Origin of the sequence: Enterobacter sp. ku-bf2, assembly GCF_001742765.1 — a bacterium.
Classification (GTDB): domain Bacteria; phylum Pseudomonadota; class Gammaproteobacteria; order Enterobacterales; family Enterobacteriaceae; genus Enterobacter; species Enterobacter quasiroggenkampii.
The window spans coordinates 191386-215341 of sequence record NZ_MDVW01000001.1 but is presented as its reverse complement, the minus strand read 5'-3'; the positions used below and the strand labels follow the sequence as shown (position 1 = coordinate 215341).

The 23956-nt window shown below is 56.2% G+C and carries 24 protein-coding genes and 1 riboswitch; of the genes, 14 read left to right on the top strand and 10 right to left on the bottom strand.

From position 1 onward, the window contains the following. The first annotated feature begins 194 nt into the window (after nucleotides 1–194). Both nhaB and dsbB read left to right on the top strand, forming a co-directional pair. Entirely contained in the window at nucleotides 195–1733 is a 1539-nt protein-coding gene (gene nhaB, locus BFG58_RS01045; RefSeq protein ID WP_069719006.1) for a sodium/proton antiporter NhaB, read from the top strand. A gap of 143 nt (nucleotides 1734–1876) precedes the next feature. After that, entirely contained in the window at nucleotides 1877–2407 is a 531-nt protein-coding gene (dsbB, locus tag BFG58_RS01040; protein WP_045908244.1) for a disulfide bond formation protein DsbB, read from the top strand. A 105-nt stretch (nucleotides 2408–2512) separates the two neighbouring features. On the opposite strand, the gene BFG58_RS01035 is transcribed toward dsbB, so the two are convergent. The 3 genes from BFG58_RS01035 to BFG58_RS01025 all read right to left on the bottom strand — a co-directional run bounded on the left by BFG58_RS01035 (nucleotide 2513) and on the right by BFG58_RS01025 (nucleotide 4029). Then, nucleotides 2513–2953: a YcgN family cysteine cluster protein gene (locus tag BFG58_RS01035; protein WP_045908282.1), complete on the bottom strand. Its 441-nt coding sequence runs from the start codon at nucleotides 2951–2953 to the stop codon at nucleotides 2513–2515. A gap of 93 nt (nucleotides 2954–3046) precedes the next feature. Further along, complete coding sequence (locus tag BFG58_RS01030; protein ID WP_024909871.1) at nucleotides 3047–3706, bottom strand: fumarylacetoacetate hydrolase family protein; 660 nt, start codon at nucleotides 3704–3706, stop codon at nucleotides 3047–3049. A gap of 47 nt (nucleotides 3707–3753) precedes the next feature. After that, nucleotides 3754–4029 carry a YcgL domain-containing protein gene (locus tag BFG58_RS01025; RefSeq protein ID WP_008500507.1) on the bottom strand — a complete coding sequence of 92 codons (276 nt, stop codon included), beginning with the start codon at nucleotides 4027–4029 and terminating at the stop codon, nucleotides 3754–3756. 123 nt (nucleotides 4030–4152) lie between these two features. On the opposite strand from BFG58_RS01025, the gene minC reads away from it, so the two are divergent. From minC to minE, 3 genes are read left to right on the top strand one after another with little or no spacing between them, the layout of a single operon-like run. After that, nucleotides 4153–4860: a septum site-determining protein MinC gene (minC, locus tag BFG58_RS01020; RefSeq protein WP_048029452.1), complete on the top strand. Its 708-nt coding sequence runs from the start codon at nucleotides 4153–4155 to the stop codon at nucleotides 4858–4860. A 23-nt stretch (nucleotides 4861–4883) separates the two neighbouring features. Then, nucleotides 4884–5696, top strand: a complete 813-nt coding sequence (gene minD, locus BFG58_RS01015; RefSeq protein ID WP_008500505.1) for a septum site-determining protein MinD — start codon at nucleotides 4884–4886, stop codon at nucleotides 5694–5696. A 3-nt stretch (nucleotides 5697–5699) separates the two neighbouring features. Then, nucleotides 5700–5969 carry a cell division topological specificity factor MinE gene (minE, locus tag BFG58_RS01010; protein ID WP_008500504.1) on the top strand — a complete coding sequence of 90 codons (270 nt, stop codon included), beginning with the start codon at nucleotides 5700–5702 and terminating at the stop codon, nucleotides 5967–5969. Nucleotides 5970–6041: 72 nt separating this feature from the next. Here minE and rnd read toward each other — a convergent pair whose 3' ends face one another. The 5 genes from rnd to BFG58_RS00985 form a co-directional block, all read right to left on the bottom strand. Further along, nucleotides 6042–7169: a ribonuclease D gene (rnd, locus tag BFG58_RS01005; RefSeq protein ID WP_111967062.1), complete on the bottom strand. Its 1128-nt coding sequence runs from the start codon at nucleotides 7167–7169 to the stop codon at nucleotides 6042–6044. Nucleotides 7170–7240: 71 nt separating this feature from the next. Then, nucleotides 7241–8926 (bottom strand): long-chain-fatty-acid--CoA ligase FadD, encoded by a 1686-nt coding sequence (fadD, locus tag BFG58_RS01000; RefSeq protein ID WP_074180385.1) that lies wholly within the window; start codon nucleotides 8924–8926, stop codon nucleotides 7241–7243. A 203-nt stretch (nucleotides 8927–9129) separates the two neighbouring features. Next, nucleotides 9130–9711, bottom strand: a complete 582-nt coding sequence (locus BFG58_RS00995) for a Slp family lipoprotein (RefSeq protein WP_028018678.1) — start codon at nucleotides 9709–9711, stop codon at nucleotides 9130–9132. A 37-nt stretch (nucleotides 9712–9748) separates the two neighbouring features. After that, on the bottom strand, nucleotides 9749–10444 hold the full coding sequence (tsaB, locus tag BFG58_RS00990) for a tRNA (adenosine(37)-N6)-threonylcarbamoyltransferase complex dimerization subunit type 1 TsaB (RefSeq protein WP_069719005.1): 696 nt from the start codon (nucleotides 10442–10444) through the stop codon (nucleotides 9749–9751). A gap of 66 nt (nucleotides 10445–10510) precedes the next feature. After that, nucleotides 10511–12421, bottom strand: a complete 1911-nt coding sequence (locus BFG58_RS00985) for an ATP-dependent DNA helicase (protein ID WP_023325496.1) — start codon at nucleotides 12419–12421, stop codon at nucleotides 10511–10513. A 133-nt stretch (nucleotides 12422–12554) separates the two neighbouring features. On the opposite strand from BFG58_RS00985, the gene BFG58_RS00980 reads away from it, so the two are divergent. Next, on the top strand, nucleotides 12555–12899 hold the full coding sequence (locus BFG58_RS00980) for a RidA family protein (protein WP_008500498.1): 345 nt from the start codon (nucleotides 12555–12557) through the stop codon (nucleotides 12897–12899). A gap of 6 nt (nucleotides 12900–12905) precedes the next feature. On the opposite strand, the gene BFG58_RS00975 is transcribed toward BFG58_RS00980, so the two are convergent. Beyond that, nucleotides 12906–13088: a YoaH family protein gene (locus BFG58_RS00975; protein ID WP_008500497.1), complete on the bottom strand. Its 183-nt coding sequence runs from the start codon at nucleotides 13086–13088 to the stop codon at nucleotides 12906–12908. A gap of 61 nt (nucleotides 13089–13149) precedes the next feature. Between BFG58_RS00975 and pabB the strand changes: the two genes are divergently transcribed. From pabB to BFG58_RS00955, 4 genes are all read left to right on the top strand, one after another. After that, complete coding sequence (gene pabB / locus BFG58_RS00970) at nucleotides 13150–14475, top strand: aminodeoxychorismate synthase component 1 (RefSeq protein WP_069719004.1); 1326 nt, start codon at nucleotides 13150–13152, stop codon at nucleotides 14473–14475. A 6-nt stretch (nucleotides 14476–14481) separates the two neighbouring features. Beyond that, entirely contained in the window at nucleotides 14482–15060 is a 579-nt protein-coding gene (locus BFG58_RS00965) for a CoA pyrophosphatase (RefSeq protein WP_045908238.1), read from the top strand. A 185-nt stretch (nucleotides 15061–15245) separates the two neighbouring features. After that, nucleotides 15246–16610 carry an L-serine ammonia-lyase gene (gene sdaA / locus BFG58_RS00960; protein ID WP_069719003.1) on the top strand — a complete coding sequence of 455 codons (1365 nt, stop codon included), beginning with the start codon at nucleotides 15246–15248 and terminating at the stop codon, nucleotides 16608–16610. A gap of 130 nt (nucleotides 16611–16740) precedes the next feature. Beyond that, nucleotides 16741–18339 (top strand): cyclic diguanylate phosphodiesterase, encoded by a 1599-nt coding sequence (locus tag BFG58_RS00955; RefSeq protein ID WP_069719002.1) that lies wholly within the window; start codon nucleotides 16741–16743, stop codon nucleotides 18337–18339. A 6-nt stretch (nucleotides 18340–18345) separates the two neighbouring features. Here BFG58_RS00955 and yoaE read toward each other — a convergent pair whose 3' ends face one another. After that, nucleotides 18346–19905: a CNNM family cation transport protein YoaE gene (gene yoaE, locus BFG58_RS00950; protein WP_069719001.1), complete on the bottom strand. Its 1560-nt coding sequence runs from the start codon at nucleotides 19903–19905 to the stop codon at nucleotides 18346–18348. Nucleotides 19906–20367: 462 nt separating this feature from the next. Here yoaE and manX point away from each other — a divergent pair, with 462 nt between their 5' ends. The 4 genes from manX to BFG58_RS00930 are packed head-to-tail and all read left to right on the top strand — an operon-like array spanning nucleotide 20368 to nucleotide 23559. Further along, nucleotides 20368–21333 carry a PTS mannose transporter subunit IIAB gene (gene manX, locus BFG58_RS00945; protein ID WP_045908235.1) on the top strand — a complete coding sequence of 322 codons (966 nt, stop codon included), beginning with the start codon at nucleotides 20368–20370 and terminating at the stop codon, nucleotides 21331–21333. 47 nt (nucleotides 21334–21380) lie between these two features. Next, complete coding sequence (gene manY, locus BFG58_RS00940) at nucleotides 21381–22181, top strand: PTS mannose transporter subunit IIC (RefSeq protein WP_024909729.1); 801 nt, start codon at nucleotides 21381–21383, stop codon at nucleotides 22179–22181. A 12-nt stretch (nucleotides 22182–22193) separates the two neighbouring features. Continuing rightward, complete coding sequence (locus BFG58_RS00935) at nucleotides 22194–23045, top strand: PTS mannose transporter subunit IID (RefSeq protein WP_006810994.1); 852 nt, start codon at nucleotides 22194–22196, stop codon at nucleotides 23043–23045. Nucleotides 23046–23100: 55 nt separating this feature from the next. Next, nucleotides 23101–23559 carry a DUF986 family protein gene (locus BFG58_RS00930; protein WP_048029444.1) on the top strand — a complete coding sequence of 153 codons (459 nt, stop codon included), beginning with the start codon at nucleotides 23101–23103 and terminating at the stop codon, nucleotides 23557–23559. Between the two features lie 198 nt (nucleotides 23560–23757). Beyond that, nucleotides 23758–23947: riboswitch (yybP-ykoY riboswitch) on the top strand. Nucleotides 23948–23956 lie beyond the last annotated feature (9 nt).

Genomic DNA, 23956 nt, shown 5'->3' with positions numbered 1-23956 from the left:
TTTCCATTACACAGCTTTAGCAAATTGGACTCATCATACCAGAGGCACGCAGTGGCAGGTAGCGCGGCAAAGAGAGAAAAGAGGGATCGCCGTTTCATTTTTGTGAAATTTACACTGCAGCGTTATCCGCCTCAGGCCCGCGATTTTTGCGTATACTGATGTTTTGTCTTACTTGACGGGGAAGGACGTCTGTCGTGGAAATTTCATTTGGGCGCGCGCTGTGGCGCAATTTTTTAGGCCAGTCTCCTGACTGGTACAAGCTTTTACTTCTGGTGTTCCTGGTCGTAAATCCCCTCCTCTTTAGCGTGAACCCGTTTATGGCCGGGTGGCTGTTGGTGGCGGAATTTATCTTCACCCTGGCGATGGCGCTGAAATGTTATCCCCTTCTGCCGGGCGGACTGCTGGCGTTTGAGGCCGTCGTCATCGGCATGACCCGCGCTGAGCACGTCAAGGCCGAGCTGGCATCCAATCTTGAAGTGCTTCTGCTGCTGATGTTTATGGTGGCGGGCATCTACTTTATGAAACAACTGCTGCTGTTTATCTTCACGCGCCTGCTGCTCAGCATTCCGTCGAAAATGTTCCTCTCGCTGGCATTTTGCCTTGCGGCTGCCTTCCTGTCGGCCTTCCTGGACGCGCTGACGGTGGTCGCGGTAGTGATAAGCGTAGCGGTGGGGTTTTACGGTATTTATCACCGCGTGGCCTCCTCTCGTCCGGGCGAGGATTTGCAGGATGACAGCCACGTCGATGCGCATAACCGTGAGGTTCTGGAACAGTTTCGCGCCTTCCTGCGCAGCCTAATGATGCATGCCGGCGTCGGTACCGCTCTGGGGGGCGTGATGACGATGGTGGGCGAGCCGCAAAACCTGATCATTGCCAAAGCGGCGGGCTGGCACTTCGGTGATTTCTTCCTGAGAATGGCGCCGGTGAGCGTGCCGGTGCTGATCTGCGGTCTGGCGACCTGTCTGCTGGTGGAGAAGTTTCGCCTCTTTGGGTACGGAGCACAACTTCCGGAGCCGGTGCGCCAGGAGCTGCATAAATTTGATCTGCAGAGTCGACGCCAGCGGACGTGCCAGGAGACGCTGCGCCTGATTGCTCAGGGGATCATCGGCGTCTGGCTGATCGCCGCGCTGGCGTTCCATCTGGCTGAAGTGGGGCTGATTGGCCTGTCGGTCATTATTCTCGCCACCACCTTTACCGGCGTAACGGATGAGCATGCCATCGGCAAAGCCTTTACCGAAGCCCTGCCGTTTACCGCCCTGCTGGCGGTCTTCTTTGCGGTCGTGGCGGTGATTATCGACCAGCATCTGTTCGCGCCGATTATTGCCTTTGTCTTAAAGGCGTCGCCGGATGCTCAACTGTCGCTGTTTTACCTGTTTAATGGCCTGCTCTCATCGATCTCAGATAACGTCTTTGTCGGGACGGTCTACATCAACGAGGCCAAAGCGGCCATGGAGCAAGGCGTTATCAGCGCCGGACAGTTTGAGCTGCTGGCCGTGGCGATCAACACCGGTACCAACCTGCCGTCGGTGGCGACGCCAAACGGCCAGGCCGCCTTCCTGTTCCTGCTGACCTCCGCCCTCGCCCCCCTCATACGTCTTTCTTATGGCCGGATGGTGTGGATGGCGCTGCCCTACACGCTGGTGCTCACGATCGTGGGATTGCTTTGCGTCAAAATTACCCTCATTCCCTGTACGCAATGGTTGATACAAGCGGGTATACTTGCGGCGCAGTAAATACTGCAACTCGGGCAGTTCGCTGCCCGTTTGCCTTTTCGCACGATAAACATCCAATTACGTTTTATTTCGCCAGGTACAGGTGGCGCGAAAAACGAATTCGTTTACACTGCGATTTCTAAGCATGTTCCAGGGAAATGATTATGTTGAGATTTTTAAACCAGTGCTCCCGCGGTCGCGGAGCGTGGTTGTTAATGGCCCTGACCGCCTTTGCGCTGGAAATGGTGGCGCTATGGTTCCAGCACGTAATGGGACTGAAACCTTGCGTACTCTGTATTTACGAACGCTGCGCCCTGTTCGGCATTATGGGTGCGGGCCTGGTGGGCGCGATTGCGCCGAAATCGCCGCTTCGCTACGCCGCTATCGCGATCTGGCTGTACAGCGCCTGGAAAGGCATTGAACTCTCCTGGCAGCACACCATGATGCAGCTGCATCCGTCACCGTTTATGACCTGCGATTTTGCCGCCCGCTTCCCGAGCTGGCTGCCGCTGGATAAATGGCTGCCTCAGGTGTTTGTTGCATCCGGTGACTGCTCCGTTCGCCAGTGGGAATTCCTGACCCTCGAGATGCCGCAGTGGCTGGTGGGCATTTTTGCCGCCTACTTCGTCGTGGCGCTGCTGGTGCTGATCGCTCAGCCGTTCAAACCGAAGAAACGCGATCTATTTGGGCGCTAATTCGCCCGGCGGCGCTTCGCTTGCGCGGGCCTACGGTTTTGTAGGTCGGGTAAGCACAGCGCCACCCGATATAATAAAAAACCCGCCTCGGCGGGTTTTTTAATCTCAGCGCGTCGGGTGGTTCATGATGTGGTCTTCCCAGTCACGCACCTCAGACTCTTTCACCGCAATGTGACGCACGGAGATACGCTCGCCGTGCATCGCCGCTTTTGAACCGGTCAGCAGCGGATGCCAGGCCGGCAGGTCTTTCCCTTCCGCCAGCAGGCGATACGCGCAGGTATGCGGCAGCCATTCGAAGGTGGGCAGATTATCCCGGGTTAACTTGATGCAGTCCGGCTCGAACTCAAAGCGGCGCTCATAGTTGCGGCACTGGCAGGTCTTAATGTTGAGCTGCTTGCAGGCAACGTTGGTGAAGTAGATTTCATCCGTGTCTTCATCCATCAGCTTGTGCAGGCAGCACTGACCGCAGCCGTCGCATAAGGATTCCCATTCCGCGTCCGTCATGTCGTCGAGAGTTTTGCTTTGCCAGAAAGGGATGTCGTTCATCAGGATGTCCACACGTCAAAAGAAAGCGCACCTTATAACGAGTCTGGCACGTCGTTGCAAGTTTTGCCGCCCTTTTCAGGCGGCAAGAGGAAGTTACAGCACGCGGGTTTTCAGCGACAGGCCGTTAAAACCGACCTCCAGTTCATCACCGCTCACGAGCGGACCAACGCCTTCCGGCGTGCCGGTCAGGATCACATCACCCGGCTTCAGGGTAAAGAAGCGGCTCATGTAGGCGATCAGCGGCACAATCTTATGGATCATGTCTGCCGTGGTGCCCTGCTGGCGGATTTCACCGTTAACCTTCAGGCTGAGCGGGGTATCCTGCGGATCGCCGGTAAATTCGCTCACCGGCACAAACGCCGAAATCGGGCAGGAATTATCAAACCCTTTGGCTTTTTCCCACGGCTGTCCGGCTTTCTTCATTTTGCCCTGCACGTCGCGTAGCGTCAGATCCAGCGCCACGCCGTATCCGGCAATCGCTTTCTGAACATGCTCTTCGGAAGCCTGACGCAGCGTCGCGCCGATCAGCACGGCGAGTTCAACCTCGTGATGCACCGAGCCGAGCCCCTGCGGCAGGGCCAGCGGCTGGCGGATATCGCAAAGCGCCGTTTCAGGCTTAATAAACAGAACCGGCTCCTCTGGCGTCGCACTGCCCATCTCCTGAATATGTTTTGCATAGTTGCTGCCCACGCAAACCACTTTGCTGACGGGATAATCCAGTAATGCACCTTGCCAGTTATGATGTTGATACATGGTCGACCCCTAAACGGTTGATGTGTTGTGCTCAAAAACAGTTGAGACTATTTTTTTCCGTTCGCCTCAAGATGCTGTTTTAATAAATTCTCCGGTGGTGGCGGAAGCTGTAAATAATAGCCCTGCTCGGCTAATGCCGTTTTCACTTTCTCCAGATCGGCATTCACCAGTTTCTTGCGACCATCAAGCGGCAGCAGCATCGCCATCTGCGGTCGGCCAAAGCTCTTCATTAATTCTTCAGGCACGCGTGAAAAATCGTCTTTCTTTTCGACATAAAGATAGGTCTGGTCACGGGTTGTACTTCTGTAGATCACACAAAACATGTTTTTACTCTGAATTAATGGGTGGTTGCTTGCCTCAATATACTCCTGACTATAACATGCCTGATACTCTTCGGAATATCGCAGCGAGTGGTTGCGGTTAATAGCAAATTGAGTAAGGCCAGGATGTCAAACACGCCCATCGAGCTTAAAGGCAGTAGCTTCACCTTATCAGTGGTACATTTGCATGATGCAAAACCCGAGGTTATTCGTCAGGCGTTAGAAGACAAAATCGCCCAGGCTCCCGCCTTTCTGAAGCACGCCCCTGTTGTGATCAACGTCAGCGGTCTTGAGGCGCCGGTTAACTGGAAACTTCTCCAGCAGGCCGTCTCCTCTACCGGACTGCGTATTGTCGGCATCAGCGGCTGCAAAGATACTGAACTGAAAGCGGAAATCGACCGTGCGGGGCTGCCGCTTCTGAATGAAGGCAAAGAAAAAGCCCCCCGTGCGACACCCGTTGCCGTCGAAACGCCCCCTCCTGCGGCGCAAAACGTTACAACCATCACAAAAACGCGAATGATTGATGTGCCGGTTCGTTCCGGTCAGCGCATTTATGCACCAAACTGTGATCTGATTGTTACAAGCCACGTCAGCGCTGGCGCTGAGCTGATTGCAGATGGCAATATTCACGTATACGGTATGATGCGTGGACGTGCGCTCGCGGGTGCAAGTGGCGATCGGGACGCGCAAATATTTTGTACTCACCTGACGGCGGAACTGGTGTCCATCGCAGGTGAATATTGGCTGAGCGACAAGATCCCAGCCGAATTTTATGGCAAAGCGGCTCGCCTGCTTCTGGCAGACGACGCGTTGACCGTTCAACCGTTGAATTGATCCCTTTTTAACAAGGAATTTCTATGGCACGCATTATTGTTGTTACTTCGGGTAAAGGAGGCGTTGGCAAGACCACCTCCAGCGCGGCCATCGCTACTGGTTTGGCCCAGAAGGGAAAGAAAACCGTCGTTATCGACTTCGATATCGGCCTGCGTAACCTCGACCTCATCATGGGATGTGAGCGTCGCGTCGTGTATGACTTCGTGAACGTCATTCAGGGCGATGCCACGCTGAACCAGGCGCTGATTAAAGACAAGCGCACCGAGAACCTCTACATTCTCCCGGCCTCTCAGACGCGTGACAAAGACGCCCTGACCCGTGAAGGGGTAGAAAAGGTGCTCGACGAGCTGAAAAAAATGGAGTTCGACTTCATCGTCTGTGACTCCCCTGCCGGCATCGAAACCGGTGCCCTGATGGCGCTCTACTTCGCTGATGAAGCGATCATCACCACCAACCCTGAAGTTTCATCCGTGCGTGACTCAGACCGTATTCTCGGGATCCTCGCCTCTAAATCCCGTCGTGCGGAAAATGGCGAAGACCCGATTAAAGAACACCTGCTGCTCACCCGCTACAACCCGGGCCGCGTGAATAAAGGTGACATGCTGAGCATGGAAGACGTGCTGGAGATCCTGCGCATTAAGCTGGTGGGCGTTATCCCGGAAGATCAGTCCGTGTTACGCGCCTCTAACCAGGGCGAGCCAGTGATCCTGGATACAATGGCAGATGCAGGTAAAGCTTACGCCGATACCGTTGACCGTCTGCTGGGAGAAGAACGTCCTTTCCGCTTCATTGAAGAAGAGAAGAAAGGTTTCCTCAAACGCCTGTTCGGAGGATAAGTTATGGCATTACTGGACTTTTTTCTCTCGCGGAAAAAGAACACCGCCAACATCGCAAAAGAACGTCTGCAAATTATCGTTGCGGAGCGTCGTCGTAGCGACGCCGAGCCTCACTACCTGCCGCAGCTGCGTAAGGACATCCTGGAAGTGATCTGTAAGTACGTGCAGATTGACCCGGAGATGGTGACGGTGCAGCTGGAACAAAAAGACGGGGATATTTCGATTCTGGAGCTGAACGTGACGCTCCCGGAAGCGGAAGAGTCGCGTCCGTAGGTTTGTGATTTCGTAGCCCCGGTAAGCGCAGCGCCACCGGGGGAATATGCCGGGTTATCCCCCGGCATATTTTTATCGCGGATAACCTTCCAGCAACGTATTCAGGCGATCGGCCATCAATTCCCCGCGCCATCCCGCCATCATTTCCGGTACGCCATTCTGCGGCTTCAGCTTCCAGTGCCAGTTCAGTAGCTGGTTAATCTGACGGCGTGAGGCAAGCAGTTCCGCGCTCAGCTTGCTTTCCGTTGCCACAGTCTGCACCAGCGCTTTGATATCTTTAAACGCTTTGCGATAGCCCGGCATGTCCATCAGGTTCAGCAGCGGTTCCGGCAGCGCGTCGTCGGGTAATTCTTGCGCTTTTGCGACCAGCGCCAGCAGGGTTTTGCCGTGGAAACGGATCTCACTGCCCGAAAGCCCAATGCTGTCCAGCTCGCCAAGGCTGCCCGGCATATAGCGCGCCACCGCCCAGAGATGCTCTTCGCGGACGACAAAGTTAACGGCCAGATCGCGCTCGCGCGCTTTACGCAAGCGCCAGTCTGCCAGCAGCTGCAGGCATGCCAGCTGACGCGTGCGCAGCTGCCAGGCGTTGCTGATGTCGCGCCAGGCCTCTTTCGGATCCACCACTTCCTGACGACGCTGCTGGGTCATACGGCACTCATCCAGCGCAGCCGGGAGCCATCCGGAGGCTTCCGCCTCTTTCATCAGCTGTCCGGCGATCGGCAGCAGGTAAAACACGTCAGCCGCCGCATACTCCAGCTGGCGGGCGGTAAGCGGACGCGCCAGCCAGTCGGTACGGGATTCGCTTTTATCCAGGGTCAGGCCCGTATACTCCTCCACCATGGCGGCAAAGCCCCATGAGAGCGGGCGACCGCTGAACGCCGCGAGGATCTGCGTATCAATCAGCGGCTGAGGCATGATGCCAAAGGTATTCAGAAAGACTTCCAGATCTTCACTGCCTGCATGCAGGTATTTCGTGACGGCGGTATCGAGCAGCAGGTCGCGCATCGGCGTCCAGTCGGTAATGCCGAGAGGGTCGATCAGCGACACGTTTTTACCGTCGTACATCTGAATCAACCCCAGCTGCGGATAGTACGTCCGGGTACGGACAAACTCGGTATCCAGGGCAATGGCAGGAAAGTCGCGCGTCACTTCGCACAGCGAAGCCAGCTCGTCGTTGGTCGTGATCATCTGGTAATTCAAATCGGATTCTCTTTTGTTTGCGCCCATAAAAAACGCCGGCTTAACCGGCGTCTGGGCGATTAACGTGTAGCTCAGGCCTTATTGTCTACTTTGGCACGGGCTTCGTCACGTAATTCTCGTCGTAATATCTTCCCGACGTTGGATTTCGGCAGCTCATCGCGGAATTCCACCAGCTTCGGCACTTTATAGCCCGTCAGCTGACGACGACAAAACGTTACCAGCGCTTCCTCGGTGAGAGAAGGATCTTTCTTGACCACAAATATCTTCACCGCTTCACCGCTGCTGCCGGAAGGCACGCCGACCGCTGCCACTTCGAGTACGCCGCTGTGCTGCATGACCACGTCTTCGATCTCATTCGGATAGACGTTGAAGCCGGAGACCAGGATCATATCTTTCTTGCGATCGACAATGCGCAGGAAGCCCTCGTCATCCATCACCGCGATATCACCGGTATGCAGCCAGCCGTCTTTGATGATTTCGTCAGTCGCGTCGGGACGCTGCCAGTAGCCCAGCATCACCTGTGGACCTTTGACGCACAGCTCACCCGGCTCACCCGGCGCAACTTCATTATCGTTATCATCGACCAGTTTCGCTTCCGTGGAAGGAACGGGCAGACCAATGCTTCCGCTGTGGTAGTCGATGTCATGCGGGTTAACGCTGACCAGCGGCGCGCATTCCGTCAGGCCATAGCCCTCCAGCAGATACTGGCCGGTGAGCTTCACCCAGCGCTCGGCCACCGCCTGCTGAACCGGCATACCGCCGCCCGCAGAGAGGTGCAGCGTGGAGAAGTCCAGCTGCTGGAACTCTTTGTTATTAAGCAGCGCGTTGAAAAGGGTATTTACCCCGGTCATGGCGGTGAACGGGTATTTTGCCAGCTCTTTCACCAGCCCCGGGATATCACGCGGGTTGGTAATCAGCACGTTTTGACCGCCCAGCTCAATAAACAGCAGACAGTTCATGGTCAGTGCGAAAATGTGGTACAGCGGCAGCGCCGTGATGACCAGCTCTTTGCCGGGATGCAGCAGCGGCCCGTAGGTTGCGTTGACCTGCTCAAGGTTCGCCAGCATGTTGCGGTGGGTCAGCATTGCGCCTTTCGCCACGCCGGTGGTACCACCGGTATACTGCAGGAAGGCGAGATCTTCTGAGACCACTTCCGGCTTGACGTACTGCATCCGATAGCCCGCATGCAGCGCGCGGCGGAAGGAGATAGCGTCCGGCAGATGGTATTTTGGCACCAGACGTTTGACGTATTTGACGACAAAGTTAACCAGCGTGCCTTTGGCGGTAGAGAGCTGGTCCCCCATGCGCGTCAGGATGACGTGTTTCACCTGGGTTTTGTCGACCACTTTTTCCAGCGTATGGGCAAAGTTGGACACAATGACAATCGCAACCGCGCCGCTGTCGTTCAGCTGATGCTCCAGCTCGCGCGGGGTATACAGCGGGTTGACGTTGACGACGATCATCCCGGCACGCAGGATACCGAACAGCGCCACCGGGTATTGCAGCAGGTTCGGCATCATCAGCGCGACGCGATCCCCTTTTTGCAGCCCCAGCCCTTCCTGCAGATACGCCGCAAACGCCCGGCTGCGCTCCTCCAGCTTACGGAACGTCATCACCTCGCCCATATTCACAAATGCGGGCTGGTCCGCGTAGCGCCTTACCGAGTGTTCAAATAATTCCACCAGGGATTGATAACGGTCAGGATTGATCTCAGCAGGAACATCTGCGGGATAACGGTTAAGCCAAACCTTCTTCAATGCATCACCTCTGAAATGAGTGTTCGTCGTCATCACAACCCCGATAATAAACAGTTTGTTAACATTATATTAACTCAGCGTACCAGTTTATTAATTGTTCAGATTTAAGGTTGCGAAGCGCGTCACTCTTTTTTTTCGTTTTATCCGTAAAAAAACAGAGACAGCGGCTGAGCCGCTGTCTCTTTTCTAGCAATAACAGTAAGTTACTCAGTAACGATCGTCTGTACCTGTGCAGGTCCCGGGTTATACCAGCCCCAGCCCGGGTAGCCGTAGCGATAGGGATGCGGACCCCACATCCACGGATCGATCGGCTGCGGCGGCATAATCACCTGCTGGGCCAGCCGCCAGCGCTTGTATCCGTTGACCTGCATGGTCATAAATTTATACGGCGTGTTGCCGATTTTGCCCTGCACGGCGCCGGTAATCGGCCCGACGACGGTCACCAGCTGTCCGCGAAAATCGACCGGATCGAGGAACCCGCTGACGTCCGCATAGATACGTCCCCGGGAGGCCTCGCCCAGTACAGGCCGCGCGCCGCTGTCCAGCGGAACGGTGGCGATCTCCAGGCGGGTTTTGCCCTGCTGGTTTTGTACGTCAATCACCTTACCGCCAAAGCGCGCTTCCTGGCCCACGTACAGCTCAGGCGCATTCATCACCCGAACCAGATCCTGCTGTGGCGTCGGGCTGCTGCCCTTAATCGCATCAGGAACGGAAACGCATCCGCTCAGTGCTATGGCAACCGCGCCTGCCATAATAAGGCGTACTACTTTAGTCTGAACCGCCATGATGCGACTCCTTTTTCTCAGTTCCTGTTACTGAGATTCACTCGCGGCCCGGAAGTTTCTTCCACGCGACGGTGTTTCGCAAATAAACCGGTTCCGCCTGTTCAACAGCCACGGTTTTGCCTGCTGCGAGCAACTGGCTGGCAATCGGAAGCATATCTTCCGCAGCCGGCAAAAGCATGTTGCCGTCCACCAGCGTCAACCCGGTGTCGTTCGCCATCTCAGGCCACGCTGGCCAGCCCGTGCCGACGGTCGCCCACTCGCCGGACAGCTGCTTCAGTCGTTCTGTCACCGCTTCTGGCTTAAGCACGGCCTCCGTCTCTTCACCGTGCCACACGCCCTGCTCGTCACGGATGTATTCGGCCCAGTAGACTTCGCCCATGCGGGCATCAATCGCTGCCAGGACGCGCGTTGCCCCGGTCGTGCGCCATGCGCCCTGCGCCATGGTGGCGAGGGTAGAGACACCGATCATCGGCAGTTCGGCGCCCAGCGCCAGCCCCTGCGCAATGCCAATCCCGATACGTACGCCCGTAAAGCTGCCGGGGCCGCGGCCAAAGGCCAGCGCGTCGAGGTCGGTTAAGGAGGTGTTTCCCTGGGTTAAAATGGCTTTTACCAGGGGCAGAATGCGTTGGGTGTGTTCCCGTGGGCACTCTTCGAAATGGGCAGAAACAGCACCGTCGTTCAACAGGGCAACAGAGCAAGCCTCTGTCGCGGTATCAATAGCCAGAATTCGCATCGGTCGTCGCGCTCTCGCAAGGGTCAGTCACAAAATGGCGCGCATCTTAGCACACTCCGGGGTAAATTACTCCGCCGTTGGGTTTGCCAGGAAACGCACCGCGCGTTTTATGTCCCGCGTCCGCGGCGCGGGCGGCAGGCTTGCAAGGAAAGTCGCACCGTAAGGACGCATCACCAACCGGTTATCGCAGATGACCAGCACGCCGCGGTCTGTGACGTCACGGATTAGGCGCCCTACCCCTTGCTTAAGCGTAATGACCGCATCCGGCAGTTGAACCTCGTCAAACGGATCGCCGCCGCGCAGACGACAGTCTTCCATCCGCGCCTTCAGCAGCGGATCGTCCGGGGAGGTAAACGGTAGCTTATCAATGATCACCAGCGAAAGCGTGTCGCCGCGCACGTCCACCCCCTCCCAGAAGCTGCTGGTTGCGACCAGCAGGGCATTACCGGCACTCACGAACTGCTGCAGAAGCTGGCCTTTGCTGGTTTCGCCCTGCAATAGCACCGGCAACGTCATCGTAGCGCGAAACTGCTCGGCGAGGTCGCGCATCATGGCGTGGGAGGTGCAGAGCATAAAGCAGCGGCCGTTATTGGCCTCGATCATTGGCTTCAGCATCGCCGCCAGCAGACGGGCCGCACCCGGCTGGTTGGGAAGCGGCAAATTGCGCGGCACGCAGAGCAGCGCCTGCTTTTCGTAATCGAACGGGCTGGGCAGAAGCAGCGATTCCGCCTGCTCAATGCCGAGGCGCTCGGTGAAGTGGTGCAGATCGTCATTCACCGACAGGGTTGCCGACGTAAAGATCCAGCTGCCCGGCTTCTGCGCCATCACCTCTTTAAATTTATCCGCCACCGTCAGCGGCGTCAGCGCCAGGGTAAAGTGGCGCGAAGTGCACTCGTACCAGTAGCTGTAACCCGGCTGGTTAATCTCTTTCAGCCGTTTGAGCCGCCCGCGATAGAGCGTGGCGCGCTCGAAGGCCGCATCCAGCAGCGCGGAGCGGCCGAGTGACAGTTTTGCCACGTCGTAGCAGAGCTCAAGCGCATCATCGAGCAGCAGCAGCGCGCGCTGGATGTTTTTGTCCGCCAGCAGCTCGCGCAGGTTACCACGATAGCCCGGCTCGCCGAGCTGTAAACGGAAATCCTGCGCGCTCTGCGCCAGACGGTCGGCGCACTTCTGCAGCTGCTGGGTATCTTTGAGTTCGGTCCGGTAAGCAATGGTGAAATCTTTCGCCAGATCCTGCAGCTGACGGCTGGAGAGCGACTGACCAAAGTACTGGCTGGCGATGTCCGGCAGCTGGTGGGCTTCGTCGAAGATCATCACGTCCGCTTCCGGGATCAGCTCACCAAAGCCGCTGTCCTTAACCACCATATCCGCAAGGAACAGATGGTGGTTCACCACCACCACATCCGCATCCATCGCCGTTTTGCGCGCTTTCACCACGAAGCAGTCTTTATACAGCGGGCAGTCGCTGCCGAGGCAGTTGTCGTTGGTGCTGGTCACCAGCGGCCAGGCGGGAGAGTCTTCCGGCACGCTCGCGCAGGTGCTGATATCGCCCTCTTCGGTCTGGTTCGCCCAGGCGCGAAGGATAATGACGTCGCTCAGGGTTTGCACCGGCAGGTCGCCGCCCGCCAGCGCCTGCTGCTCAAGGCGTTCCAGGCAAAGATAGTTGGAGCGCCCCTTCAGCAGGGCCAGACGGCCTTTATATTTCAGTGCCTTTGCCACGGTGGGCAAATCACGGCTGTAGAGCTGATCCTGCAGCGCCTTCGAACCGGTGGAAATAATCACCTTCTTTTTCGCCCGCAGCGCCGGCGCAAGGTAAGCATAGGTTTTACCCGTGCCGGTACCGGCTTCGACCACCAGCGGCTGAGCCTTATCGATGGCGCGTGCAACGGCGTGCGCCATCTGTCGCTGAGGCTCACGGGGTTTGAAGCCGGGGATAGCCTGCGCTAATTGACCTTCAGGGGAAAAATCGTCTGCCACGGTGCTCTCTCACTGTATTTTTGCACAGGGATTATGTCAGCCCATCCTCTCATGTGCCACCCCAAATAGTGACGACAGATGAACAATATGGCAGTCTTGCCGCCTGACGACGAAAAATAACGAGGAAACGTTTATGACAATTGTGCGCATTGATGCCGAAGCCCGCTGGTCTGATGTGGTGATCCATAACCAGACGCTCTACTACACCGGCGTCCCGGCTAACCTGGACGCGGATGCGTTCGAGCAGACGGCCAATACCCTGGCGCAGATTGACGCGGTGCTGGAAAAACAGGGCAGCGACAAATCACGCATTCTGGATGCGACGATTTTCCTGGCAAACAAAGATGACTTCGCGGCAATGAACAAAGCCTGGGATGCGTGGGTGGTGGCGGGTCACGCGCCTGTACGTTGCACCGTACAGGCCACGCTGATGAAGCCGGAATACAAGGTAGAGATTAAGATTATCGCGGCGGTTTAAGCCCGATCACTCTTCATCTTCATCCTCGAAACGCGCCACGATCCGCTCGCCGGTATGCGTGGCGCGCAGTTCTTCCGCCACCTGGGAAATCGCCTGTCCGCTGCTCATCCCCTGGGACATCAGTTCCTGAATTCGCTCAACCGCTTTCTGCTGCTGTTCATGGCTCAGAGAAGGTAAACCTGCAAACATCGTCAACTCCTGCTAAATTATTCGCGCTAATTATTTCACGCTGCCCGGTAGTATGCCACACATGAACATGCGCTTCCCCACTGTTATTACCCTGCCCTGGCGGACAGACGCCGCTGAATACTGGTTTGCCCGCCTGAGCCATCTTCCGTTTGCGATGCTGCTGCACTCCGGCCATGCGGACCATCCCTATAGCCGCTTTGATATTCTGGTCGCCGATCCGCTGAAGACGCTGACAACCGATGTTCTGTCGTTAACGGACGATCCGCTGGCGCAGCTTCAGCACGACATTAACGCGCTGGGCTTATCTGCCACACCCAACCCGGATCTTCCTTTTCAGGGGGGCGCGCTGGGCCTGTTTGGCTACGATTTGGGTCGCCGTTTCGAAACGCTGCCCGAGCATGCGCAGGCTGATATCCCCCTGCCCGACATGGCCGTGGGGCTGTATGACTGGGCGTTAATTGTCGATCACCAGAAAAAAACGGTTTCCCTGCTGAGCCATCGTGACGTGCAGGCGCGTCTGGCCTGGCTTGAGGCGCAACAGGCTGCACCCGCAGAGACGTTCACGCTGACCTCCGGCTGGCGCTCCAACATGAGCGCCGCGGAGTATGGCGAAAAATTCGCGCGCGTTCAGGCGTATCTGCAAAGCGGCGACTGCTATCAGGTTAACCTCGCCCAGCGCTTCGAGGCGACCTATCGGGGAGATGAGTGGCAGGCGTTTACCCGTCTTAATGCCAGCAATAAGGCGCCGTTCAGCGCCTTTGTGCGTCTGGAACAGGGGGCGATCCTCAGCCTGTCGCCCGAGCGTTTTATTCATCTGGCCGAGGGCACGATTCAAACCCGCCCGATTAAGGGCACGCTTCCACGCCTTGCCGATCCCGACGCCGACCGTCAGCAGGCGGAAAAACTGGCCGCCTCGCCAAAAGACCGCGCCGAAAACCTGATGATTGTCGATCTGATGCGTAACGACATTGGCCGGGTGGCCGTGCCGGGCAGCGTCCGCGTGCCGGAACTGTTTGTCGTTGAGCCTTTCCCGGCGGTGCATCATCTGGTCAGCACCATTAGCGCGCGGCTGCCTGACTCGCGCACGGCCTGCGATCTTCTGCGCGCCGCGTTCCCGGGCGGCTCCATCACCGGCGCGCCGAAGGTGCGGGCAATGGAGATCATCGATGAGCTGGAGCCCCACCGCCGTAATGCCTGGTGCGGTAGCATCGGCTATATCAGCCTGTGCGGCACCATGGATACCAGCATCACCATTCGCACGCTGACCGCCTGTAACGGAAACCTTTACTGTTCGGCCGGGGGCGGCATTGTTGCCGACAGCCAGGTCGATGCGGAATATCAGGAAACCTTTGATAAAGTTAACCGTATCCTGAAACAACTGGAGTAAACACGGGTGGAAAAAGAGAATCTGACGCTGGATGACTTTTTATCTCGCTTTCAGCTACTAAGACCGCAGGTCAACCGCGAAGCGCTGAATCAACGTCAGGCGGCCGTGTTGATCCCGGTCGTGCGTCGCGCGCAGCCGGGCCTGCTGCTCACCCAGCGTTCCGCCCATTTACGCAAGCACGCGGGTCAGGTCGCTTTTCCGGGGGGCGCGGTAGACAGCTCCGACGCCTCGCTGATTGCCGCCGCGCTGCGCGAAGCGCAGGAAGAGGTTGCCATTCCGCCAGAGGCCGTTGAGGTCATCGGCGTGCTGCCACCCGTCGACAGCGTCACCGGTTTTCAGGTCACGCCGGTGGTCGGCATTATCCCGCCGGGCCTGCAGTATCACGCCAGCGTCGATGAAGTCTCCGCGGTGTTTGAAATGCCGCTGGATGAAGCCCTCCGACTGAGTCGTTATCACCCGCTGGATATTCAGCGTCGTGGGCATGACCATCGGGTCTGGTTGTCCTGGTATCAGCATTATTTTGTCTGGGGCATGACGGCGGGCATTATTCGTGAGCTGGCGTTGCAAATCGGCCTGAAGCCTTGACTATACTTTACATTCCGCCCTCTTCTGCCAGGTTTGCGATCTGCGTCGCGCTATTAGCAAAACCCATCGTTAACCATTAGTTTAATTCATGTGAATAGTTAAGCCGAGGTCGGTGTTCCCTCTTACACTATGCGCAGTTATAACATCGTTACTGGAACCCCGGTAACCCTGTCAGGAGTGTGAAAGTGATTAGTATATTCGACATGTTCAAAGTGGGAATTGGCCCTTCGTCTTCCCATACTGTTGGCCCGATGAAGGCCGGTAAACAGTTCGTCGATGATCTGGTCGAAAAAGGATTACTGGAAAGCGTTACCCGTGTCGCCGTGGATGTTTACGGCTCGCTGTCATTAACGGGTAAAGGCCACCACACCGATATCGCCATTATTATGGGTCTGGCAGGCAACATGCCGGATACCGTTGATATTGATGCCATCCCGGCATTCATCCGCGACGTGGAAACACGCGGCCGCCTGCTGCTGGCAAACGGCCAGCAGGAAGTCGATTTTCCGCAGGATGACGGCATGCGTTTCCGTAGCGACAACCTGCCGCTGCATGAAAATGGCATGACCATTCACGCTTATAGCGGTGAAAAAGAGATCTACAGCAAAACGTACTACTCCATCGGCGGTGGTTTCATCGTGGATGAAGAGCATTTTGGCAAAGACAGCGTCGGCGACGTCAGCGTACCGTACCCGTTCAAATCGGCGACAGAGATGCTGGATTACTGCAAACAGACCGGTCTTTCCCTGTCCGGCATGGTGATGCAGAACGAACTGGCCCTGCACAGTAAACAAGAGATTGAAGACTATTTTGCCAACGTCTGGCAAACCATGCGCGCCTGTATCGATCGCGGGATGAACACCGAAGGGGTTCTGCCGGGTCCGCTGCGCGTGCCGCGTCGTGCCTCTGCTCTGCGCCGTATGCTGGTGACCACGGACAAATTCTCCAACGACCCGATGAACGTGGTCGACTGGGTGAATATGTTTGCACTTGCGGTTAACGAAGAGAACGCCGCCGGTGGCCGCGTCGTGACGGCGCCAACCAACGGCGCGTGCGGCATTGTTCCTGCGGTGCTGGCGTATTACGACCACTTTATTGAGCCCGTGACGCCGGACATCTATATCCGTTATTTCCTGGCAGCAGGTGCCATCGGCGCGCTGTACAAGATGAATGCCTCCATCTCCGGTGCGGAAGTGGGCTGTCAGGGTGAAGTCGGCGTGGCCTGCTCCATGGCGGCGGCAGGTCTGGCAGAGCTGTTGGGTGCAAGCCCTGAGCAGGTCTGCGTGGCGGCTGAAATCGGTATGGAACATAACCTCGGTCTGACCTGCGATCCGGTCGCGGGCCAGGTGCAGGTGCCGTGCATTGAGCGTAACGCGATTGCCTCGGTGAAAGCCATCAACGCCTCACGTATGGCGATGCGCCGTACCAGCGAACCTCGCGTATCGCTGGATAAGGTGATTGAAACCATGTACGAAACGGGCAAAGACATGAACGCGAAATACCGCGAGACGTCCCGTGGTGGCCTGGCCATTAAGGTGCAGTGCGACTAATACTGCCTTTCGCCCATCTGCAACGGATGGGCGAATTTCCCTCTTCTTCCTCGTCTCCTTCTGCTTTCCCCACTACACTTTCACTGTTGCGTCCGGCTTTTGTGGCTGGTGGCTTATCAGGCGACCGTTCATGCAAACTGCACAAACGATCATTAAAAACTATCGCCGAAAACGCGTTATCGTCTGTGTGACGGTTGCGCTCCTCACGCTCATCCTGACGCTGGGCATTCGCTTTATTTCCCAGCGCAACGTTAACCAACAGCGGATCCTCGATTTTACCAGCCATACCGTTCGCGCCCTTGATAACGTTCTGCTTTCGCTGGAAAACCACCGCAACGTGCTGCAGCCGCTGGTGGGACAGCCCTGCCCGCAGGTGCAGCTGGCGCTGCGACAGCAGGCAGCCATTTTGCAGACGGTACGTTCTATCGCCCTGATTAAAGACGGTATCCTGTATTGTTCGAGTATTTTCGGCAGCCGCAGCGAGCCTGTTCGTGACTTCCTTCAGGAACTCCCCGCCAGCACGGCGAAGCTGATTTTATCGACCGACCAGTGGCTGCTTAAGGGCAGCCCTGTTTTGATCCAGTGGTATCCCGTCTCCCAGGACGGTGAAGAAGGCGTCGTCGAGATTATTAATATCGACCTGATCGCCAGAATGATCCTCGAGCCCCAGCGTCCGCTCATCAATGACGTGGTGCTGACAGTCGGCGATCGTTTTTTACGCTACGGTCAACGCGTCACCGACAGCCTGACGTTTGATGAAGAGAGCGCCCTTTTCCAGCAGTCATCAACCCGAAATCCTTTCACCATTACGGTCAGCGGACCTGGCCCCGGTGAGTTAGCCTTAAAAAGCCTGCCCGCCCAGCTGCCGCTGGGGCTGATGCTCAGCCTGCTGCTGGGCTATCTCGCCTGGCTGGCGACGGCAAACCGGATGAGCTTTACGTGGGAGATCGATATGGGCATTGCGGCGCGGGAATTTGAGCTTTTCTGCCAGCCGCTGGTGAATGCCCGCACCCAGGCGTGCACGGGCGTTGAGATCCTGCTGCGCTGGAATAACCCCCGTCAGGGTTGGATCACCCCGGAGGTGTTTATCCCTCTGGCAGAAGAACATAACCAGATTGTCCCCCTGACCCGCTATGTCATCGCCGAAACGGTGCGCCAGATAGGCTACTTCCCGTCCAGCGCCGGTTTCCACATCGGCATTAACGTTGCCGCCAGCCATTTCCGTCACGCTGTACTGGTACAGGACCTGAACCGTCTCTGGTTCAGCGCCAATCCGCGACAGCAGCTGGTGATTGAACTCACGGAACGGGATGCGCTGCTGGACGCGGATTATCGCATCGTGCGCGAACTGCATCGCAAAGGCGTGAAGCTCGCTATCGACGATTTTGGCACCGGGAACAGCTCCCTCTCCTGGCTTGAGAAGCTGCATCCGGACGTTCTGAAAATTGACCAGTCCTTTACCACCGCCATTGGTACGGATGCCGTGAATTCAACGGTGACGGACATGATCATTGCGCTGGGCCAGCGGCTGAATATCGAGCTGGTTGCGGAAGGGGTCGAAACGGAAGAGCAGGCGCGCTATTTACGCCGTCACGGCGTTCCAGTCCTGCAGGGCTTTTTCTATGCGCGGCCGATGCCGCTACGGGACTTTCCAGACTGGCTGGCGGGAAGTGCTCCCCCGCCAGCGCGTCATAACGGGCACATCGTACCCTTAATGCCACTGCGTTAAGCAGACTTACTCATCTTCGTCGTGGGCAGATTGTTCTTTAACAATACGGACCATATCAACGCGATAGTCGTTGGCTTCGACAATGGTAATGTGCAGCGGCGGCAGCTCGATCACATCGCCAACACGCGGGATCTGGCCATTTACGGCGATAACCAGACCGGCAACGGTCGCGATGTCTTCTTCATCGTTGACCACGTTTTCCAGCCCCAGCGTGTGCGAGAGCGCGTGCAGGTCGGTGGTACCTTTAACCAGCCAGCCTTCGCCATCGGCAACAATTTCCGGCGTTTCGTCTTCATCCGGGAATTCACCGGCGATCGCTTCCAGTACGTCCAGCGGCGTCACCAGCCCCTGCACCACGCCAAACTCGTTGGTGACAATAACAAAGCTACCGCGAGCGCGGCGCAGCACCCCGAGCAGGTTGATCGGATCCAGCGTTTCCGGCACCACAATCGCAGGCGATGCAGCAGCAACGGCTTCGACGTCAACGCCCTCTTCCAGGGCGACCAGCATCTCTTTCGCCCGCACCACGCCGATGATCTCATCCAGTTCACCACGACATACCGGGAACAGGCTGTGCGGTGAAGAGAGCAGTTGCTGGCGAATTTCATCGACGCTCAGGTTAGCATCGACCCAGCTGATCTCCCCGCGCGGCGTCATGATGCCGCGCAGCGAACGGGAGGCCAGAGAGAGCACGCCGTTAATCATGTAGCGTTCCTGTTCCACAAACGCCCCTTCCGGGACCGGAACCGGGTTATGGTTTTCGGAATCAGACTGTACGTTCACCTGACGACGACCGCCCATCAGGCGCAGAATGGCATCCGCGGTCCTGGCGCGCAGCGGCTGATTTGACTGCTGCTTGATAAAGTTACGGCGCGCAATCTGGTTGAACAGCTCGATCAGGATCGAGAAGCCAATCGCGGCGTACAGGTAGCCTTTCGGAATATGGAAGCCAAAGCCTTCAGCCACCAGGCTCAGACCAATCATCAGCAGGAAGCTCAGACACAGTACCACCACCGTTGGATGCTGGTTCACAAAACGCGTCAGCGGTTTCGACGCCAGCAGCATGACCGCCATCGCAATAACCACCGCTGCCATCATGACCGGCAGATGGTTCACCATGCCGACCGCCGTGATCACCGCATCCAGCGAGAAGACCGCATCCAGCACCACGATCTGCAGCACCACCACCCAGAAACTGGCATAGCCTTTACCGTGCCCATCATCGTGCTGACGGTTTTCCAGCCGCTCGTGAAGTTCTGTCGTCGCTTTGAAGAGCAGGAATATCCCCCCGATCAGCATGATTAAATCACGGCCGGAGAAGGTGTAATCCATGACGGAGAACAGCGGTTTGGTCAGCGTGACCATCCACGAGATGACGGAGAGCAGCCCCAGTCGCATGACCAGCGCCAGCGAGAGTCCAATCAGACGCGCTTTATCACGTTGTTTTGGCGGCAGCTTATCCGCAAGGATGGCGATAAACACCAGGTTATCAATGCCGAGAACGATCTCCAGCACGACCAGCGTGAGCAATCCCACCCAGATTGACGGGTCCATTAAGAATTCCATGACAAGCTCCTGCTAAAGGAATGACGAAACGGTGCCCCACTCAATGTGGGCAAAACAGAGGCAGACAGAGTCGATACGTGGCGAGGATCGCCGGTGAAAAAGGCGCGAAATGGCCTGGAAGATGACTGACGTCGGTGACGGTCCATATAGTGGGCTGGAGCCCTATACTCCTGAACAATTAAACGGAGGCTAAACATATCAGAGAGACTGTGTTTTTAGCAAAGATTTACGTTCCTTTGCAAAGTTCTGTAACACAGCGGCTATACGCTACAGATAATTCTGTAACGCGTGGCTAAATTACGGATCTTCATCACATAAATTATTTTTTCACTATCTAAAATAATTCGCGGAAGTCTTAGTTTTTTGAACTCTAACCCTTATCTGAATCGATTCGGTTCGCCAATACGATTCTCAGTACGACTGCCTGGCAGGCGTATTAATGATAATAAAAGGAGGTAGCAAGTGACCATTGCTATTGTCATAGGCACACATGGTTGGGCTGCTGAGCAGCTACTCAAAACGGCAGAGATGCTGTTGGGCGAGCAGGAAAACGTCGGCTGGATCGATTTCGTTCCCGGTGAAAACGCCGAGACGCTGATAGAGAAGTACAACGCTCAGCTCGAGAAGCTGGATACCAGCAAAGGCGTGCTGTTTCTCGTTGATACATGGGGCGGCAGCCCGTTCAATGCTGCCAGCCGCATTGTCGTCGATAAAGAGCACTATGAAGTTGTCGCCGGGGTCAATATTCCCATGCTGGTGGAAACCCTTATGGCACGCGACGACAATCCGTCCTTCGATGAGCTGGTTGCACTGGCTGTTGAAACCGGCCGCGAAGGGGTTAAGGCCCTGAAGGCACAGCCGGTTGAAAAACCTGCCCCTGCGCCTGCAGCGGCACCGAAAGCGGCGGCACCGGCAAAACCGATGGGCCCGAATGATTACATGGTGATCGGCCTTGCGCGTATTGATGACCGCTTAATCCACGGTCAGGTAGCCACGCGCTGGACCAAAGAGACCAACGTTCGACGCATTATCGTGGTCAGCGACGAAGTGGCCGCTGATACCGTACGTAAAACCCTTCTGACTCAGGTTGCTCCTCCTGGCGTTACCGCGCACGTTGTGGATGTCGCCAAGATGATTCGCGTTTACAACAACCCGAAATATGCGGGCGAACGCGTGATGCTCCTGTTCACTAACCCGACAGACGTTGAGCGCATTGTTGAAGGCGGCGTGAAAATCACCTCCGTTAACATTGGTGGTATGGCATTCCGTCAGGGCAAAACGCAGGTCAACAACGCCATTTCAGTCGATGCGAAAGATATCGAAGCATTCAACAAGCTGAATGCACGCGGTATTGAGCTGGAAGCCCGTAAGGTTTCCACGGACCAGAAACTGAAAATGATGGATTTGATCGGCAAAGTTGGGAAATAAGCCCGCGCCGGTTTTTCACATAATGCTTATGTAATAGGAGAAGTACAATGGAGATTACCACTCTTCAGATTGTGCTGGTGTTCGTGGTCGCATGTATTGCGGGTATGGAATCCGTACTTGATGAATTTCAGTTCCACCGTCCTCTGGTGGCCTGTACGCTGATTGGGGCCGTTCTGGGTGACATGAAAACCGGTATCATCATCGGTGGTACCCTGGAAATGATCGCCCTGGGCTGGATGAACATCGGTGCGGCGGTTGCGCCCGATGCCGCGCTGGCCTCTATCATTTCTACCGTTCTGGTTATTGCCGGTCACCAGAGTATTGGTGCTGGTATCGCCCTGGCAATCCCGCTGGCAGCCGCAGGCCAGGTTCTGACCATCATCGTTCGTACTATCACCGTTGCCTTCCAGCACGCGGCGGATAAGGCGGCCGACAACGGCAACCTCACGGCCCTGTCATGGATCCACGTTTCATCCCTGTTCCTGCAGGCGATGCGTATCGCAATCCCGGCGGTTATCGTCGCGATCTCTGTGGGTACCAGTGAAGTCCAGAGCATGCTGAACGCCATTCCTGAAGTGGTCACCGGCGGCCTGAACATCGCGGGCGGTATGATCGTGGTCGTTGGTTATGCGATGGTCATCAACATGATGCGCGCAGGCTACCTGATGCCGTTCTTCTACCTCGGCTTCGTGACCGCGGCCTTCACCAACTTCAACCTGGTTGCACTGGGTGTGATCGGTGCGGTGATGGCGATTCTCTACATCCAGCTCAGCCCAAAATATAACCGCGTCGCGGGTGCCCCAGCGCAGGCTGCTGGTAACAACGATCTCGATAACGAACTGGACTAACAGGTGAGCGAAATGGTTGATATGACAAAAACTACCACCGAGAAAAAACTCACTCCGGGTGATATTCGTGGCGTGTTCATCCGTTCTAACCTGTTTCAGGGTTCATGGAACTTCGAACGTATGCAGGCGCTGGGTTTCTGCTTCTCCATGGTACCGGCGATCAAACGCCTGTACCCGGAAAACAACGAAGCACGCCGTCAGGCCATCAAGCGTCACCTGGAATTCTTTAACACCCATCCTTACGTTGCGGCCCCCGTTCTGGGGGTAACGCTGGCGATGGAAGAGCAGCGTGCAAACGGCGCAGAGATTGACGATGGTGCCATCAACGGTATCAAAGTCGGTCTGATGGGTCCGCTGGCCGGTGTCGGCGATCCTATATTCTGGGGGACCGTGCGTCCGGTCTTCGCGGCACTGGGTGCCGGTATCGCGATGAGCGGCAGCCTGCTTGGCCCGCTGCTGTTCTTCATCCTGTTCAACGCCGTGCGTCTGCTGACCCGTTACTACGGCGTGGCCTACGGCTACCGTAAAGGGGTGGACATCGTTAAGGACATGGGCGGCGGCTTCCTGCAGAAACTGACTGAGGGGGCGTCAATCCTCGGCCTGTTTGTCATGGGCGCGCTGGTAAACAAGTGGACGCACGTGAACATCCCGCTGGTGGTATCGACCATCACCGGACAGGATGGTCAGACCCGCGTCACCACCGTGCAAACGATTCTGGATCAGCTGATGCCGGGCCTGGTCCCGCTGCTGTTGACCTTCGCCTGTATGTGGCTGCTGCGTAAGAAAGTGAACCCGCTGTGGATCATCGTTGGCTTCTTCGTCATCGGTATTGCGGGCTACGCCGTCGGCCTGCTGGGTCTGTAAGTATCAATACTATAGGCCGGGGGCTTGCCCCCGGTTTTTTTTATCTGGAGGATGAATGACTGTCACGGACATCGTACTGGTTTTATTTGTTGTTGCCCTTCTGGCTTACGCGATCTATGACGAGTTCATTATGCCCCGCCGTCACGGCGAGACGCTGCTCTCCCTTCCCCTGCTACGACGCGGCCGCGTGGATGCCTTTATCTTCGTGGGTCTCATCGCCATTCTTATTTACAATAACGTCACCAGCCATGGTGCATTATTAACCACATGGTTATTATGTGCGCTGGCATTAATGGCGATTTATCTGTTCTGGATCCGCACGCCAAAAATCATTTTTAAATCCCACGGATTCTTCTTCGCCAATGTATGGATAGAATATAACCGTATTAAAGAGATGAATTTATCCGAAGACGGCGTGCTGGTGATGCAATTAGAACAACGCCGCCTGCTTATTCGGGTGAAGAATATTGATGACCTGGAAAAGATATACAAGTTACTCGTTAAAACTCAATGAGTTAGATATATAGCAACGGCTATATCCTGTGTTTATTTTGCGCAAGAAACATAGCCGAAGCTATATCCCCACCGCTAATTTGAACGCTATTTGTTAACGATATTTTCACGATTAAAGACAAATGAAAATCGTTATCAATAAACGTTTTAAATAATGCCTTTTCATTGTTGTTTTATATTCTCAAAATATGTTAAGGTTGCGCCCGTCGTTGGGGAGTAGCCGATTTCCTGTTCACAGGAAATGTACGTGTCAACATACTCGTTGAAAAACGTGGCACGTACGGATCGCTTACCGCACATCTTATGTGCATTGCGATCAGGCGAGACCATAGATACATCAACTGCTGTTTACTGGGGGCAGTGATGTGTCATATGGATATCCCCGGTCTGGACGCTGT

Excerpts from the sequence above, each read along its gene's own strand:
- dsbB (WP_045908244.1), top strand. The coding sequence starts at position 1,877 with ATGTTGAGATTTTTAAACCAGTGCTCCCGCGGTCGCGGAGCGTGGTTG.
- BFG58_RS01035 (WP_045908282.1), bottom strand. The coding sequence starts at position 2,953 with ATGAACGACATCCCTTTCTGGCAAAGCAAAACTCTCGACGACATGACG.
- BFG58_RS01030 (WP_024909871.1), bottom strand. The coding sequence starts at position 3,706 with ATGTATCAACATCATAACTGGCAAGGTGCATTACTGGATTATCCCGTC.
- BFG58_RS01025 (WP_008500507.1), bottom strand. The coding sequence starts at position 4,029 with ATGTTTTGTGTGATCTACAGAAGTACAACCCGTGACCAGACCTATCTT.
- minC (WP_048029452.1), top strand. The coding sequence starts at position 4,153 with ATGTCAAACACGCCCATCGAGCTTAAAGGCAGTAGCTTCACCTTATCA.
- minD (WP_008500505.1), top strand. The coding sequence starts at position 4,884 with ATGGCACGCATTATTGTTGTTACTTCGGGTAAAGGAGGCGTTGGCAAG.
- minE (WP_008500504.1), top strand. The coding sequence starts at position 5,700 with ATGGCATTACTGGACTTTTTTCTCTCGCGGAAAAAGAACACCGCCAAC.
- BFG58_RS00995 (WP_028018678.1), bottom strand. The coding sequence starts at position 9,711 with ATGGCGGTTCAGACTAAAGTAGTACGCCTTATTATGGCAGGCGCGGTT.
- tsaB (WP_069719005.1), bottom strand. The coding sequence starts at position 10,444 with ATGCGAATTCTGGCTATTGATACCGCGACAGAGGCTTGCTCTGTTGCC.
- BFG58_RS00980 (WP_008500498.1), top strand. The coding sequence starts at position 12,555 with ATGACAATTGTGCGCATTGATGCCGAAGCCCGCTGGTCTGATGTGGTG.
- BFG58_RS00975 (WP_008500497.1), bottom strand. The coding sequence starts at position 13,088 with ATGTTTGCAGGTTTACCTTCTCTGAGCCATGAACAGCAGCAGAAAGCG.
- pabB (WP_069719004.1), top strand. The coding sequence starts at position 13,150 with ATGAACATGCGCTTCCCCACTGTTATTACCCTGCCCTGGCGGACAGAC.
- BFG58_RS00955 (WP_069719002.1), top strand. The coding sequence starts at position 16,741 with ATGCAAACTGCACAAACGATCATTAAAAACTATCGCCGAAAACGCGTT.
- yoaE (WP_069719001.1), bottom strand. The coding sequence starts at position 19,905 with ATGGAATTCTTAATGGACCCGTCAATCTGGGTGGGATTGCTCACGCTG.
- manY (WP_024909729.1), top strand. The coding sequence starts at position 21,381 with ATGGAGATTACCACTCTTCAGATTGTGCTGGTGTTCGTGGTCGCATGT.
- BFG58_RS00935 (WP_006810994.1), top strand. The coding sequence starts at position 22,194 with ATGGTTGATATGACAAAAACTACCACCGAGAAAAAACTCACTCCGGGT.
- BFG58_RS00930 (WP_048029444.1), top strand. The coding sequence starts at position 23,101 with ATGACTGTCACGGACATCGTACTGGTTTTATTTGTTGTTGCCCTTCTG.